Annotated in this window: 10 protein-coding genes; 4 read left to right on the top strand and 6 right to left on the bottom strand. The window is 72.8% G+C overall.

Going from position 1 to position 15,144, the window contains the following annotated elements:
- Positions 1–2,534, top strand: a 2,534-nt coding sequence (locus CKO43_RS21855) for a zinc-dependent metalloprotease (protein ID WP_200379953.1), incomplete at its 5' end; no start/stop codon positions are given.
- Here CKO43_RS21855 and CKO43_RS21850 read toward each other — a convergent pair.
- A complete protein-coding gene (locus CKO43_RS21850) occupies positions 2,535–3,218 on the bottom strand; it encodes an ABC transporter ATP-binding protein (protein ID WP_200225443.1) in 684 nt (227 codons plus the stop codon).
- 4 nt (positions 3,219–3,222) lie between these two features.
- Between CKO43_RS21850 and CKO43_RS21845 the strand changes: the two genes are divergently transcribed.
- A complete protein-coding gene (locus CKO43_RS21845; RefSeq protein WP_200379952.1) occupies positions 3,223–3,864 on the top strand; it encodes an arylesterase in 642 nt (213 codons plus the stop codon).
- Between the two features lie 22 nt (positions 3,865–3,886).
- Here CKO43_RS21845 and CKO43_RS21840 read toward each other — a convergent pair whose 3' ends face one another.
- The 3 genes from CKO43_RS21840 to ligA all read right to left on the bottom strand — a co-directional run bounded on the left by CKO43_RS21840 (position 3,887) and on the right by ligA (position 8,602).
- On the bottom strand, positions 3,887–5,890 hold the full coding sequence (locus CKO43_RS21840; RefSeq protein WP_200379951.1) for a DUF6600 domain-containing protein: 2,004 nt from the start codon (positions 5,888–5,890) through the stop codon (positions 3,887–3,889).
- A gap of 82 nt (positions 5,891–5,972) precedes the next feature.
- A complete protein-coding gene (gene def / locus CKO43_RS21835; RefSeq protein WP_200379950.1) occupies positions 5,973–6,509 on the bottom strand; it encodes a peptide deformylase in 537 nt (178 codons plus the stop codon).
- Positions 6,509–8,602, bottom strand: coding sequence for an NAD-dependent DNA ligase LigA (gene ligA / locus CKO43_RS21830; protein WP_200379949.1), 2,094 nt, complete (start codon positions 8,600–8,602; stop codon positions 6,509–6,511). Before ligA ends, def begins: the two co-directional genes overlap by 1 nt.
- Before the next feature lie 29 nt (positions 8,603–8,631).
- Between ligA and gorA the strand changes: the two genes are divergently transcribed.
- Together gorA and CKO43_RS21820 are read left to right on the top strand one after the other, a co-directional pair.
- Complete coding sequence (gene gorA, locus CKO43_RS21825) at positions 8,632–9,990, top strand: glutathione-disulfide reductase (protein ID WP_200379948.1); 1,359 nt, start codon at positions 8,632–8,634, stop codon at positions 9,988–9,990.
- Between the two features lie 74 nt (positions 9,991–10,064).
- A complete protein-coding gene (locus CKO43_RS21820; protein ID WP_200225436.1) occupies positions 10,065–10,451 on the top strand; it encodes a VOC family protein in 387 nt (128 codons plus the stop codon).
- Here the strand turns inward: CKO43_RS21820 and CKO43_RS21815 are convergent.
- Positions 10,444–11,496 (bottom strand): cell division protein FtsZ, encoded by a 1,053-nt coding sequence (locus tag CKO43_RS21815; protein ID WP_200379947.1) that lies wholly within the window; start codon positions 11,494–11,496, stop codon positions 10,444–10,446. The two genes, CKO43_RS21820 and CKO43_RS21815, sit on opposite strands and share 8 nt — an antisense overlap.
- A complete protein-coding gene (gene smc / locus CKO43_RS21810) occupies positions 11,493–15,008 on the bottom strand; it encodes a chromosome segregation protein SMC (RefSeq protein ID WP_200379946.1) in 3,516 nt (1,171 codons plus the stop codon). The genes CKO43_RS21815 and smc overlap by 4 nt, the downstream gene beginning before the upstream one ends.
- Positions 15,009–15,144: the final 136 nt, after the last annotated feature.

Below are 15,144 nucleotides of genomic sequence, written 5' to 3'. Positions count from 1 at the left end.
CACCGCGAACGCCGGCCGCGCCCGCCAGCTCGCTGCCGGCGTTCGCGGTGCTGGTCAAGGACGCACGCCGCATCGCCGGGCCGCTGCCGCTGTGGCAGAAGGACGACAAGGTCTGGATCGAGATCGCGCCCGACACCTGGGGCAAGCCCTTCCTGTTCTCGCCCAAGATCGCCTCGGGCATCGCCGAAGCCGGCGTGCTCGGCGGCCTGATGGCCTATCCGGTCTCGGGCGCGGGCGGCGCCCAGCTCGTCGAGTTCGTGCGCCTGCACCAGCAGGTGCGGCTGCAGTCGCGCAACACGCTGCCGTCGGCGACACCCGGCTCGCCCGAGGCGCGCGCCGCCGCCGCCTCGTTCGCGCCCAGCCTGCTCGCCAGCGCACCGGTCGCCAGCCAGCCGCAGCCGCAGACCGGCGCGGTGCTGGTCGAGGCCAACGCCCTCTTCCTCGGCGATCTGCTGGGCGTGGGCATGTCGCTGCAGCGCGCCTTCCGCCAGCCTTATGCGCTGGATGCGCGCAACACCGCGATCACCGCGGTGCGGGCCTCGGCCGACGTGACCGTCATCGAGACCAGCAACCATTACTACGCCGCCAACCTGGCCCCGGCCGCGCCCGGCGGGCCCTCGCTGCCGCGTTTCGTGCCCGACGCACGCAGCCTGATCGTCGGCCACCACTACTCGCTCGCGCCGCTGCCGGCCGAGCCGATGACGCCGCGGCGCGCCGACGCACGCGTCGGCTTCTTCACGACGCGCGCGCTCGACTTCTCCGGCGAACTCGGCGTCTCGCCGCGCCAGCGCTGGGTCAACCGCTGGCGGCTGGAGAAACGCGACCCGGCCGCGGCGCTGTCCGAGCCGGTCAAGCCGATCACGTTCTGGATAGACCGCAACGTGCCGCTGGCCTGGCGCGGGACGGTGCGCGAGGCGATCCTGGAGTGGAACCAGGCCTTCGAGCGCATCGGCTTCCGCGACGCCATCGTCGTGCGCCAGCAGGCCGACGACGCCGATTTCGACACGCTCGACGCCGGCCGCGCCTCGGTGCGCTGGATGACCAGCCCCGAGCCGGCCTTCGCCGCGATCGGGCCGAGCCAGGTCGACCCGCGCAGCGGCGAGATCCTGGACGCCGACATCGGCTTCGAGGCCATCGTCACGCGCCTGAAGCGGGCCGAACGCACCCAGGTGCTGGCCGGCGTCGCCGGCGCCGCCGCGGCCCCGGGTGCCGACGCCGGCACTCACGCCGACTGCAGCTTCGGTGAACTCGCGGCCGAGCAGCTCGCCTACGCGCTGGACGTGCTCGCGGCCCGCGACGACCTCGCCGCCGACGACCCGCGCACCCGGTACTACGTGCAGGACTACGTCAAGGACACGGTGATGCACGAGGTCGGCCACGCGCTCGGCCTGCGCCACAACTTCCGCGCCTCGCGCGCCTACACCGAGGCCCAGCTCGCCGACCCCGAGTTCACGCGTGTGCACGGCACCACCGGCTCGGTGATGGAATACAACGCGATCAACCTGCCACGCCCGGGCGAGCCGCTGGCGGCGCCGTTCCAGACCACGCTCGGGCCCTATGACTACTGGGCGATCGAATACGCCTACAAGCCGATCGCCGCGGCCGACGAAGCGGCCGAGCTGCAGCGCATCGCCGGCCGCGGCAGCGAGCCGCTGCTGGCCTTCGGCACCGACGAAGACAACAGCCTCGGGCTGGACCCGGAGGTCGCCCAGCTCGACCTCGGCGCCGACCCGATCGTCTTTGCCGCCAAGCGCCTGGCGATCGCACGCGAGCTGCTGCTGCGCCAGGAGACGCGCAGGCTGGACCCGGACGAGGACTTCTCGGTGCTGCGGCGCTCGATCGTGTTCGCGCTCGGCGACGTCGGCCGCGCGACGCAGCTGCTGCTGCGCCAGATCGGCGGCGTGCGCACGCTGCGCGACCACCCTGGCAGCGGCCGCGATCCGCTGCAGCCGCTGCCCGCGGCCACCCAGCGCCAGGCGCTGGCGCTGCTGATGCGGGAAGTGCTGGGCGCCGAGGGCCTGACGCTGAGCCCGGCGCTGCAGCGCCGCCTGGCGCCCGACTACCTGGACCGCGGCGACTACGGCACGCCCACCGACTTCGCGCTGCCGCAGCGGCTGCTGGAGCTGCAGCGTGGGGTGCTGGCGACGCTGATGAGCGACGCCTTCGCCGGCCGCGTGCTCGACGCCGCAGCCAAGGTCGACCGGCCGCAGGACGCCTTCGGCCTGCCCGAGCTGCAGGCGCAGCTGCTGCAGCAGGTGTGGAGCGAACTGGCTGCCGGCAAGCCGATCACGGCACCGCGGCGCGAGCTGCAGCGTGAACACGCCAGCCGCCTGGCCGCCGCGCTGCTGCAGCCGCCCTCGCGTGCCGACGCACGCGCGCTGCAGCGCAGCCAGGCGCAGACGCTGCTGGCGCGTCTGGACCAGGCGCTGGCCCACCCGGCGAAGCGCGACGCCCAGACGCGGGCCCATCTGCAGGACAGCGCCCAGACGCTGCGCCAGGCGCTGCGCGCGCGGCTGGAGCGCGCCGGGGTCTGATCAGGCCGCCGCGGCCTCGGCCACGCGCCCGGCCTCGATGTGCAGCTGGCGCTCGCAGCGTGCGGCGATCTGCGGGTCGTGGGTGACCAGCACGAGCGTCGTGCCGGCTTCGCGGTTGAGCTCGAACATCAGCTCCATCACCTTGGCGCCGGTGGCGAAGTCCAGGCTGCCGGTGGGTTCGTCGGCCAGCAGCAGCGCCGGGCGCACGACGAAGGCACGCGCCAGCGCGACACGCTGCTGCTCGCCCCCGGACAGCAGCTTCGGGTAGTGGCCCAGGCGTTCGCCCAGGCCGACACGCTGCAGCATCTCGGTGGCCGCGGCGCGTGCGTCGCGCCGGCCCGCCAGCTCCAGCGGCAGCATCACGTTCTCCAGCGCCGTCAGGTGGCCCAGCAGCTGGAAGCTCTGGAACACGAAACCGACCTGGCGCGCACGCAGTGCGGCGCGTTCGTCCTCGTCGAGCGAGAACAGGTCGGTGCCGGCCAGCGTCACGCTGCCCGCCGTCGGCGTGTCCAGGCCCGCCAGGATCGCCAGCAGCGTGCTCTTGCCCGAGCCCGACGCCCCGACGATGGCCACGGTCTCCCTCGGGAAGAGCGCGAAATCGATGTCGTGGAGAATCGTCAGCGTGCCGCTGGAATCGGCGACCTGCTTCGAGATGCGTTGGACGGAGATGATGGGATCGGACATTCGGATGCGGTGGACCCGCCGGCAATGGCTGGCGCATGCTAGCGCGCTCGCCCTGGCCCCTGCGGCCCGGGCCCAATCGGGCGCGCCGACCCGCACGCTGCTGGTGCTCGGCGACAGCCTGTCGGCCGAATACGGCCTGGCGCGCGGCACCGGCTGGGTCGCGCTGCTGGACAAACGCGTCGGCGCCCAGGCGCCGGGCTGGAAGGTCGTCAACGCCAGCATCAGCGGCGAGACCACCTCGGGCGGCCGCACGCGGCTGCCGGCGCTGCTCAAGCAGAACCGGCCCGAGCTGGTGATCCTGGAGCTGGGTGGCAACGACGCGCTGCGCGGCCTGCCGATCGCCAACACACGCGACAACCTCGCGGCGATGGCGCGCAGCGCACGCGAGGCCGGCGCGCGCGTCGTCGTCGTCGGCATGGAGGTGCCGCCGAACTACGGCCGGCGTTATGCCGAGGACTTCTCGGCCTCGTTCGCACGCGTCGCGCGCGAGACCGGCGCCGCGCTCGTGCCCTTCCTGCTGCGCGGCGTGGCCGACATCCCGCAAGCCGAAACCCTGTTCCAGCCCGACCGCATCCACCCCACCGCGCAGGCCCAGCCGACGATGCTCGACAACGTCTGGCCGGTACTCAAGCCGCTGCTGCGCTGAACGCGCGGCGGCGGCCGGGTCTTCAGCGTTCGTCCTGCCGCGCGCCGCCGCGGCGGTCGTCGCCGCGCTTGTCGTCGCGGTCGGGCTGGCGCGGGGCAGCGCGCTCCTGCACCGCGTTGCGCGCCGGCGGCTCGACCGGCAGGCGCGTCACCTCGCGGCCCGGGCGTTCGACACCCTGGTCGGGCGCGCGCCGCTCGACGGTCTGCGGCGGCGCCACCGGCCGCGCGGGCCGGTCTTCGTCGGGACGTGTGGTCCACATGCCGCCGCGCCGGTCGGTTGGCGGTTTGTCCGTGGTCGGGCGCTCGTCACGCTCGGCGCTGCCGCGGCGCGGCATCGCGTGATCGGGGCCGACCGTGATCACCGGCTTGGACGGGCGCACATCGCGCTCCTCGCGGCGATCACCCTGGCGCTCGTCACGGCGCTCCTCGACCCGGCCCGACGGGGCCGGCACCGGCACCGGACGCCCGACCGCCGTGCCGGGGCGGTCGTCGCGAGCGTTGTCGCCGAAGCGCGGCCCTTGCGGGCGATCTCCGTCGCGCCCGGTCTCGACCCGTACCGGCGGGCGAACGTCCCGGGTGTCGCGCTGATCCCGCTGATCCCGCTGATCCCGCGGTTCACGCGTGTCGCGCTCGTCGCGCGGCTCCGGGCGGCGCGTCGGCCAGTTGGCGCCGCGGCGGCCGTCGTCGTTGCCCGTGGCCAGCCGTGGTGAGGGCGGCGGCTGGCGGCGGTCGGCGTCGCTGCGCGGAACGACCGGGAGCACGGTGGGTTCGGCGTGTTTCAGCGGCCGACGGCCGACGTCGACGTCGACGACAGCACGCGCCACCGGCTGCCGGTGCACCAGCACGTCGCGCGAGACCACGGTGACACCACCGGGCACGCCCTGGTTGCCGTACATGATCGGGCCGGTGCGCACCGGCCGCGGGCCGTGCGGGCGGTGGTTGACGCGGTCGATGTAGATCGGCGTGACGCGGTAGTACGGCACGAAGACCTCGCGCGGTGCCAGCGGCACCCAGCCGACCGACGGGCCGCCGATGTTGACGCCGACGCTGAAGTTGCCGCCGCCGACCCAGGCCACCAGCGCCGGCGCGTACACCGGCCGGGCGACATAGGCACCCGGATACCAGACCCAGCGCCGGCCCCAGTACATCCAGCGGCCGTAGTGGAAGGGTGCGAAGCCCCAGGGCGCGTCATCGACCCAGGTCCAGCCCCAGGGCGCGACCCAGGCCCAGCGGCCGTAGCGGTACGGCGCCCAGCCCGAGGGCACGCCCGAGGGCACCCAGACGCTGCCGTACTCGGGGTGGCGGTCCCAGCTGCCGTAGCGATCCAGGTCCTCGGCGCCGGTCATCTCGGGCGAGACGTAGCGGTAGGAGGCGCTGCGTTCGTCGTTGCGGTCCTCGCGCCGCGCCCAGTCGGCGAACTCGTCGTCGGGCGGCGTGTCCCAGCGCGTGCGCGCGCGTCGGTCGCGTTCGATCCAGACCTCGACGCGGCGGCCGTCCTCGACGCCGAAGGCGTCGCCGCCCTGCGGGTCGACACGCAGGTCGCCGCGCCAGGAGGTGGCCCAGCTGACGTCGTCGACACGGTCGACGCGGAAGTAGCCGGCACGGCGCGGGCTGAACCTGGCTTCGGCGGTGACGAGCTCGGTCTCGGCGGCGACCTCGGCCGAGCGCACACGCAGCGCCGCGGCGCCGCTGTGCAGCTGCAGCGAGACCCGCTGGTCGTCCAGGCGCAGCACCTCCAGTTCGCTGGAGCCACCCAGGCGCACGGTGGTCGAGCCCACACGCAGCGTCGCTCGTGCGTCGCCGTCGGTCGAGACGCGGTCGCCGCGCGTCAGCGGCCGGTTGGTCGAGGCGTCGACCCAGGCGCCCTGGGCGTCGTCGTAGATCCAGACGCGGCCATCGGTTTCGGCGATGCGGCCGACACGCCCGGGCGGGTCGTCCTGCGCGGTGGCGAGCGCCGGCACGGCGAGCGCGGCAAAGGTCAGCAGGCTGGCCAGCAGCCGGCGAACAAGGTGTTCAGCGCGGTTCATGAAGCTCCAACGCGCAAGCGGCCCGTGACGCCGACCGACGGCGGTGTAAACCGTTGTGATACAGCGGGCAAACCGCGCGCCCTCAGTCGTCAGACGCCGGGTCCAGCTCGGGGAAAAGCACGCTGGTGAAGCCGAGTTTCGTCAGGTCGTCCATGCGCGTCGGGTACAGCCGGCCGATCAGGTGGTCGCACTCGTGCTGCACGACGCGGGCGTGGAAGCCGTCGGCTTCGCGTTCGATGGCCCGGCCCTGGGCGTCGAAGCCGGTGTAGCGGATGCGGGCGAAACGCGGCACGACGCCGCGCAGCCCCGGCACCGACAGGCAGCCTTCCCAGCCGTCGACCATCTCGTCGGACAGCGGCGTGATCACGGGGTTGCACAGCACCGTGATCGGCACCGCCGGCGCCTCGGGGTAGCGCTCGTTGTGCTCGAAACCGAAGACCACGAGCTGCAGGTCGACGCCGATCTGCGGCGCCGCCAGCCCGGCGCCGTTGGCCGCGACCATGGTCTCGATCATGTCGGCCACCAGCGCATGCAGTTCGGGCGTGTCGAAGGCTTCGACGGGTTGCGCGACGCGCAGCAGGCGCGCGTCGCCCATCTTCAGGATCTCGTGCACGGCCATCAGGACTCCCCGGCGGCAGCGGCCGCCTCGTCGTTGTTCGCGGCCGCGGCCGCCTCGATCAGCGCTTTCAGCCCGTCTTCGTCGAGCACGGTGAGGCCCAGTTCACGCGCCTTGTCCAGCTTGCTGCCGGCTTCCTCGCCGGCGACGACGGCCCAGGTCTTCTTCGACACCGAGCCGGCGACCTTGCCGCCGGCGGCCTCGATGATCTCCTTGGCCTGCTCGCGCGACAGCGTCGGCAGCGTGCCGGTCAGCACCAGCGTCTTGCCGGCCAGCGGCAGTGCGGCCGCGCTGGCGACCGCCGCCCCTTCGTGTTCGTCCCAGCGGATGCCGGCGTCGCGCAGATGCTCCACAACCTCGCGGTTGTGCGCCTGCTCGAAGAAGGTGCGGATGCTCTGCGCGACGATGGGCCCGACGTCGCGCACCTCCAGCAACTGCTCGACGCTGGCGTCCATCACCCGGTCCAGGCTGCCAAAGTGGCGCGCCAGATCCTTGGCGGTCGATTCGCCGACCTGGGGGATGCCGAGCGCGTAGAGGAATCGCGCCAGCGTCGTCTGTTTGCTGCGTTCCAGCGCGGCGACCAGGTTGGCGGCGCTCTTGTCGGCCATCCGATCCAGCGCCGAGAGTTTGAGCACGCCCAGCGTGTAGAGCTCGGGCAGCGTGCGGATGATGCCGGCGTCGACGAGCTGGTCGACGAGCTTGTCGCCCAGGCCTTCGATGTCCATCGCGCGCCGGCCGGCGAAATGCAGCAGCGCCTGCTTGCGCTGCGCGGCGCAGAACAGCCCGCCGCTGCAGCGGTGCGCGATGCCGCCGCGCACGCGCACGACGGCACTGCCGCAGACGGGGCACTGGCGCGGCATGCGGAAGTTGGGCACGTAGACCGGGCGCTCGCCCGGCACGCGGCCGACGACCTCGGGGATGACGTCGCCGGCGCGGCGCACGACGACGCTGTCGCCGATGCGCACGCCCTTGCGGCGCAGCTCGAAGACGTTGTGCAGCGTCGCGTTGCTGACCGTGGTGCCGCCGACGAAGACCGGCTCGAGCTTGGCCACCGGCGTCAGCTTGCCGGTGCGCCCGACCTGGATCTCGATGCCGTTCAGGCGCGTCATCTGCTCCTGTGCCGGGTACTTGTGCGCCACCGCCCAGCGCGGCTCGCGCGTGACGAAACCCAGGCGCTTCTGCAGCGCGATGTCGTTCACCTTGTAGACGACGCCGTCGATGTCGAAAGGCAGCGCGTCGCGGGCCGCGGCGATGCGCTGGTGGAACTCGACCAGCCCGTCGGCGCCCTGCACCACCGCACGTTCGCCGCTGACCGGCAGGCCGAAAGCGCCGAGCGCGTCCAGCGTCGCGCCGTGTGTCGCCGGCTGCTGCCAGCCCTGCACCTCGCCCAGGCCGTAGGCGTAGAAGCTCAGGCGCTTGTCGGCGAGCGAGCGGTTGTCCAGCTGGCGCACCGCGCCGGCGGCGGTGTTGCGCGGGTTGATGAAGGTCTTGGCGCCCTTCTCGCGCTGGCGTTCGTTCAGGCGCTCGAAGTCGTCGCGCCGCATGTAGAGCTCGCCGCGTACCTCCAGCACCGGCGGCGCGGCGCCGAACAGGCGCAGCGGCACCTGGCCGACGGTGCGCAGGTTGTGCGTCACGTCCTCGCCGGTCTCGCCGTCGCCGCGTGTTGCCGCCTGCACCAGCAGGCCGTCTTCGTAGCGAAGATTGATCGCCAGGCCGTCGAACTTCAGCTCGGCGGCGTATTCGACCGGCGGCGCGTCGGCGGCCAGCTCCAGCTCGCGGCGCACGCGCGCGTCGAAGGCGATCGCACCGGCGGCCGTGGTGTCGGTCTCGGTGCGGATCGACAGCATCGGCACCACGTGCCGCACCGGCACCAGCCCGGGCAGCACCTGACCGATGATGCGCTGCGTCGGCGAGTCGGGCGTCAGCAGCTCGGGGTGTGCGGCCTCGATCGCCTGCAGCTCCTGGAACAGGCGGTCGTACTCGGCGTCGGGGATCTCCGGCGCGTCGAGCACGTAGTAACGATGGGCGTGGTGGGCGAGCTGCCGGCGCAGTTCGGCGGCCCGCTCGGCGAAGGGAATCTCGGACATGGGCGACATTCTCGGCGAGCCGGACCAGGAGGACCCCGATGGAAGCTGAATTCGACCTCATCACGATAGGCGCCGGCTCGGCCGGTGTCGCCGCCTCGCGGCGCGCCGCGGCGCTGGGCGCCCGGGTCGCGATCGTCGAAGCCGGCCGTGTCGGCGGCACCTGCGTGCTGCGCGGCTGCGTGCCCAAGAAGCTGCTGATGTACGCCGCCGGCCTGCACGACGCCTTCGCCGAGGCGCCGGGTTACGGCTGGACGCTGGAGCCGCCGCGTTTCGAGATGGCGCGCTGGGCCCAGGCCAAGGCCGCCGAGACGGCGCGGCTGGAAGCCGTCTACCGCCGCATGCTCGAAGGCGCCGGCGTCGAGATCGTCGCCGGCCGCGCGCAGCTGGAAGACCCGAACACGGTGCGCATCGGCGACCGCCGGCTGCGCGCGCGCCACATCGTCGTCGCCACCGGCGCCTCGCCGGCGCGCGACACCATCCCGGGCATCGAAGCCTGCGCCACCAGCGACGAGCTGCTGGACCTGCAGGCGCTGCCGCGGCGCGCCGCCATCGTCGGCGGCGGCTACATCGCCGTCGAGTTCGCCAGCCACCTGGCGCGCCTGGGCGTGGCCGTCGAGATGTTCTACCGCGACCGGCTGCCGCTGCGGGGTTTCGACGAAATGCTGCGCACCGGCGCCGCAGCGGCGCTGGCGGCGGCCGGCATCACGCTGCACCCGGGCAACGCGCCGCGCGAGGTGCAGCGCACCGGCGACGGCTTCCTGCTGGTGGCCGCCGACGAACGCGCGCGCGACTTCGAATGGGTGCTCAACGCCACCGGCCGGCGCCCGAACACCGAGGGCCTGCCGCTGGAGCTCGACGAACGTGGCGCGCTGCGTGTCGACGCCCGGCTGCAGACCTCGTGGCCCGGCGTCTACGCGGTCGGCGACGTCACTGACCGGCGCAACCTGACGCCGGTGGCGATCGCCGAAGGCCGCGCGGTCGCCGAGATGCTGTTCGGCGGCGGCGCAACGCTGCCCGATCTGGAGCGCGTCGCCAGCGCCGTCTTCATGCTGCCGCCGCTGGCGACGGTCGGCCCGAGCGAAGCCGAGGCGCTGGCGGCCGGGCTCACGGTCGAGGTCTACGAGACCGAGTTCCGGCCGATGCGCCAGGCTTTCGTCGGCGGCGAGGAACGCACACGCATGAAGCTGCTGGTCGGCAGCGCCGACCAGCGCGTGCTGGCGCTGCACATGCTCGGCGCCGACGCACCCGAGATCGTGCAGAGCCTGGCGGTCGCGCTGACGGCGGGCGCGCGCAAGCAGGACTTCGACCGCACGCTGGCGCTGCACCCGACCGCGGCCGAGGAGTTCGTGCTGATGCGCGCACCGAGCCGCGTCGTCGGCCCGGAAACGCAGACGTGACGCGCCTGAACACGGGATCGCAAGCGGCGCGTCGCGGCGGCAGCATCGCGCCGGGCCCTCACGGAGCGACCACCATGCACCTGTCCGCCGTCCGCCTCTTCGTCGACGACCTGCGCGCCGCACGCGCCTTCTACGGCACGCAGCTGGCGCTGCCGCTGCGCGCCGCCGGCCCCGACGAGGCCTGGCTGGTGTTCGACGCCGGTGGCCTGGACCTGGTCGTCGAGCCGGTCGCCGTCGACGCCGCGGCCGAGGAACGCGCGCTGGTCGGGCGTTTCAGCGGTCTGTCCTTCGCGGTCGACGACATCGCCGCGGCCTACCAGCGGCTGCTGGCCGAAGGTGTGCACTTCTGCGGCGAACCCGAGGCCCAGCCCTGGGGCGGCGTGCTGGCGACGCTGGTCGACCCGGCCGGCAACTCGCTGCAGCTGGTGCAGCCGCCGCGCGCCGCCAGCGGCCTCAGCTGAACAGCCGCCGCGTCGTCGGCGAGCCCGCCGGCAGCCCGAGCTGCTCGAGCTGGGCGTAGAGCTGCTGCAGCTCCTGGCCGATGGCGTCGAAGGCGTGCAGCGTCACCGGCTGGCCCTGGTCGTCGACGGCGGTGGCGTCCATCTCGTCGGCGAGCACGGTGGTCAATCGGTGCCAGGTCGGGAAGGGTTCGAGCCGGGCTTCGGTCTGCGGCACGTCCAGCGTCAGCGTGCAGTCGCGCACCGCGGCCATCTGGGCGTCGTCGGCCAGCGCCGCCTGCGAGTCGAAGCTCAGCACCAGCATCACCGGCGCGCCGTCTTCGGCACCCGGCAGCACCAGCCGGCCCGGCAGCGAACCCGGCAGGAAACCGTGGCGCTGCGCCGTCTGCTGGATGTAGCCCACCGACCAGGCGACGTGGTTGGAGCGCAGCGTGACGGTGAGCTGGGCGTCCAGCGGGCTGGCGAGTGCGTCGAGCTCGCGGGCGCGGGCAACGACCTCCAGCATGTCGGGGAAGTCCGGCATCGCGCCGGTGGCCTCGGCGAAGGCCTGCAGCTTCTGCACGAACTCGGAGTACTCGATCTCGTTGAGCGCGCCGCTGCGGCTGGCCAGCTGCACGCCGGCCTGCAGCTCGCCGTAGCGCCGGCCCGGCTGCGGCTGCTGCCAGTCGCCGGTCTCCGTGTCCAGGCCTTCGACGTAGAACGGCTTGGTGCCGGCGCGGCGCGTCGGCGGCAGGTGCGAGAGCAGGAAGTCGCCGGTGACCGGCGCGTCCAGCGTCATCGGCACGATGGCGTCGATCAGCGCGTCCAGCCGCGCCGGGCGGCGCAGCGGCGCCGCGTGCGCATGGGTGCCCGCCGCGAAACCGGGTTCGGCGTCGTTCTCGCCGGCGGCCGGGGCGCCGGTGCCGAGACCGGGTTCGACCCGGTCCGGCGCCGACGGCAGCGCTTCGGCGCGGCGCGGGCCGGCGCGGCGGGTGGCGAGCCAGCCCTGGACGATGAGCGCCAGCAGCACGAGGCCGCCGACGATCGATAGTGCCGTGGTGAGGGTCATGCCGCTTCGGCGAAGCCGATGGCCGCTTCCATGTCGACGGCGACGATGCGCGAGACGCCCTGCTCCTGCATCGTCACGCCGATCAGTTGTTCGGCCATCTCCATCGCGATCTTGTTATGGCTGATGAAGAGGAATTGCGTGCCCGCGCTCATTTCGGTGACGAGCTTGCGGTAGCGCTCGGTATTGGCGTCGTCCAGCGGCGCGTCGACTTCGTCGAGCAGGCAGAACGGCGCCGGGTTCAGCTGGAAGATCGCGAACACCAGCGCGATCGCCGTCAGCGCCTTCTCGCCGCCCGACAGCAGGTGGATGGTGCTGTTCTTCTTGCCCGGCGGCTGCGCCATCACCTGCACGCCGGCGTCGAGGATCTCGTCGCCGGTCATCACGAGCCTGGCCTGGCCGCCGCCGAACAGCGACGGGAACATGCGCCCGAAGTGTTCGTTGACCTGGTTGAAGGTGCTGCCCAGCAGGTCGCGCGTTTCCAGGTCGATCTTGTGGATCGCGCCTTCCAGCGTCGAGATGGCCTCGTTCAGGTCGGCCATCTGGGCGTCGAGGAAGGTCTTGCGTTCGCGCGAGGCCGTGAGTTCGTCGAGCGCCGCCAGGTTGACGGCGCCCAGCGCCGCGATCTCGCGGTTGATGCGGTCGATCTCGCTTTGCAGCCCCCAGAGCTTGACGCTGCCCTGTTCGATGCTGGTGACGAGCGCCTCCAGGTCGACCTCGGCCGCCTGCAGCTGCTCCAGGTACTGGGCGCCGCCGAGCTGCGCCGCCTGCTGCTCGAGCTGCAGCTTGGTGATCTGCTCGCGCAGCGGCGCCATGCCCTGCTCCAGCGACAGGCGCTGCTCGTCGCTGCGGCGCATCTGCGCCGACAGGTCGTCGTAGCGGCTGCGCGCGGCGCCGAGTTCGCCCTCGCGTTCGAGCTTGAGCGCCAGCGCGTCCTGCAGCCCGGCCTGGGCGGCGGCGTCGTCGAAACCGTCGAGCTCCTGCTGCAGCTGCTCGGCGGCCTGGACGTTGGCGGCGATCTGCGCGCCGGCGGTCTCCAGCGCACGCTGCAGCTCGTCGCGGCGTGCGGCCAGCGACCGCGCCTGGAAACGTGCCTCCTGCGCCTGGCGCTCCAGCGCACGCTGCTGCTCGCGGGCGTCGGCCAGGCGGCGTTCGGCGGCGATGACCTCGTCTTCGAAGTCGGCGTGGCGCTGCTGGGTGTCGCCGAGCTCGATGTCGAGTTCCTCGAAACGCGCTTCGCCGACCGCACGCCGCTCCTCGATCGCCTCCATCTGGGCGTCGATCTCGGCCAGCTCCTCGGCCAGCTGTTCGCGCCGCTGCAGCGCGGCCTCGGCTTGCTGCGACAGGCGCAGCAGCTCGACGTGCAGCGCGTGCGCCTGGTTCTGCGCCTCGGCGGCTTCGCGCCGCGCCGCGGCCAGGCGGCCCGAGGCCTCGGTGTAGGCGGCTTCGAGCCGCACCGACTGCGTGCGCGCCTCTTCGGCGATCAGCACCTGGGCACGCTGCTGGCGGTCCAGGTTCTCGATCTCCTGGGCCCGCGCCAGCAGCCCGGCCTGTTCGGAGTCGGGCGCGTAGAAGGCGACGGCGTAGGCGCTGACGGCATGGCCTTCGCGTGTCATCACCACTTCGCCGTGCCGCAGCTGGCCACGCAGCGCCAGCGCCGCGTCCAGCGAGTCGGCGGTGTAGACGCCTTCGAGCCAGTCGCCCAGCAGCGCCTGCAGCCCGGCGTCGCCCAGGCGCAGCAGCTCGGCCAGACGCGGCAGCGCGGCGGCGGTGGCGGCGATGGGGGACGTCGGCAAGGCGTAGAACGCGAGCCGGGCCGGCGGCGCGTCGGCGGCGAAGGCACGCACCGTGTCCAGGCGGCCGACGGCGAGCGCGTTCAGGCGTTCGCGCAGCGCCGCTTCGAGCGCGGTCTCCCAGCCGGCTTCGATGTGCACCTGGCGCCACAGGCCCTGCAGCCCGGTGAGGCCGTGGCGCTCGAGCCAGGGTTTGAGTTTGCCCTCGGTCTGCACCTTCTCCTGCAGCGCACGCAGCGCCTCCAGGCGGGCGCCGATGTCGGCCTGTTTCGCGCTTTCGCGGTTGACCGCGGCCTGGGCGGCGCGGCGCTGCTCGTCGAGCGCCGGCACCTGCTCGGAGAGTTCCTGCAGCCGCGCATCGCTTTCTTCGTGGCGCGCGGCGGCGACGGCTTCGTTGTCGCGCAGGGCGTCGAGGCGGGCGGTGTCGGGCGCCTGCAGCTGCTGGCGTTCGCCCTGCAGGCGGTCGCGGCGCGAGCGCAGCTGGCGCGCCTGCTCGTCGAGGTTGCGGCTGTCGGCGGCCAGCACCTGGATCTGCTGCTGCACCTGGGCGACGGCGTTGCGCTGGCGGTTGCTCTCGGCCTGGGCGGCACGCAGCGCATCTTCCAGCGCCGGCAGCTCCAGCCCTTGTTCCTCGGCCTGGGCGGCGAGCACGTCGGCTTCGTCGTCGGCGGCGACGATCTGGCCGGCGATGTCCTCCAGCTCGGCTTCGGCGCCGGCCTGGCGCTCGTGCCAGCCCTGGTTCTGCGCCTGCAGAGCGGCCAGGCGCTGCTCGGCGCGCTGGCGGCCGTCGACGACGTAGCGGATGCGTTCCTCGAGCCGGCTGACTTCGAGCGCGGCTTCAGACAGGCTGCCCTGGCGTGCATGCAGTTCGTCGCTGGCGGCGTAGTGCGCCTGGCGCAGCTGTTCGAGTTCGGCCTCGACGTGGCGCAGCCCGGCCAGGCGCTCTTCGAGCAGGTTGGTCGCGGCCAGCATCGCGGCCTTGACCCGGTCTTCTTCGCCGGCGGCGTCGCGCGCCTTCAGGAACCAGAGCTGGTGCAGCTTCTGCGTTCCGTCGTCCTGCAGCCGGCGGTAGGCGGCGGCGACCTCGGCCTGCTTCTCCAGCCGTTCGAGGTTGCCGCCGAGTTCACGCAGGATGTCCTCGACCCGGGTCAGGTTCTCGCGTGTGTCCTTCAGCCGGTTCTCGGTCTCGCGGCGACGCTCCTTGTACTTGGAGACGCCGGCGGCCTCTTCGAGGAACAGGCGCAGCTCCTCGGGGCGGCTCTCGATGATGCGGCTGATCGTGCCCTGGCCGATGATGGCGTAGGCGCGCGGCCCCAGGCCGGTGCCCATGAACACGTCCTGCACGTCGCGGCGACGCACCGGCTGGTTGTTGATGAAGTAGCTGGAGCTGCCGTCGCGCGTCAGCACACGTTTGACGGCGATCTCGGCGAAGGCGTTCCACTGGCCGCCGGCACGGCCGAGGGCGTTGTCGAACACCAGTTCGACGCTGGCGCGGCTGGCGGGCTTGCGCAGGCCCGAGCCGTTGAAGATCACGTCCTGCATCGACTCGCCGCGCAGTTCGCTCGCCTTGCTCTCGCCGAGCACCCAGCGCACCGCGTCCATGATGTTGCTCTTGCCGCAGCCGTTCGGGCCGACGACGCCCACCCGCTGCCCGGGCAGCTGGAAGGTGGTCGGTTCGGCGAAGGACTTGAAGCCGGCGAGCTTGATCTGGTTCAGGCGCATCGGGGCGGCCGCTGGAGGCGGCGGGTCATCACGCGCAAGTGCTTGATCTACATGGCAAAACGCGCTCTTCTGGGGAGCGCGCTGGGCGCCGGATGATAGCATCGCAGCCCTTTGTCCCCCGCTTGCCCTTCCCGAT

This window comes from Rubrivivax gelatinosus, from assembly GCF_016583785.1.
GTDB classification, from domain to species: Bacteria; Pseudomonadota; Gammaproteobacteria; order Burkholderiales; family Burkholderiaceae_C; genus Rubrivivax; species Rubrivivax gelatinosus_B.
The sequence above is the reverse complement of the archived record's forward strand: the minus strand, read 5'-3'. Positions and strand labels throughout refer to the sequence as shown.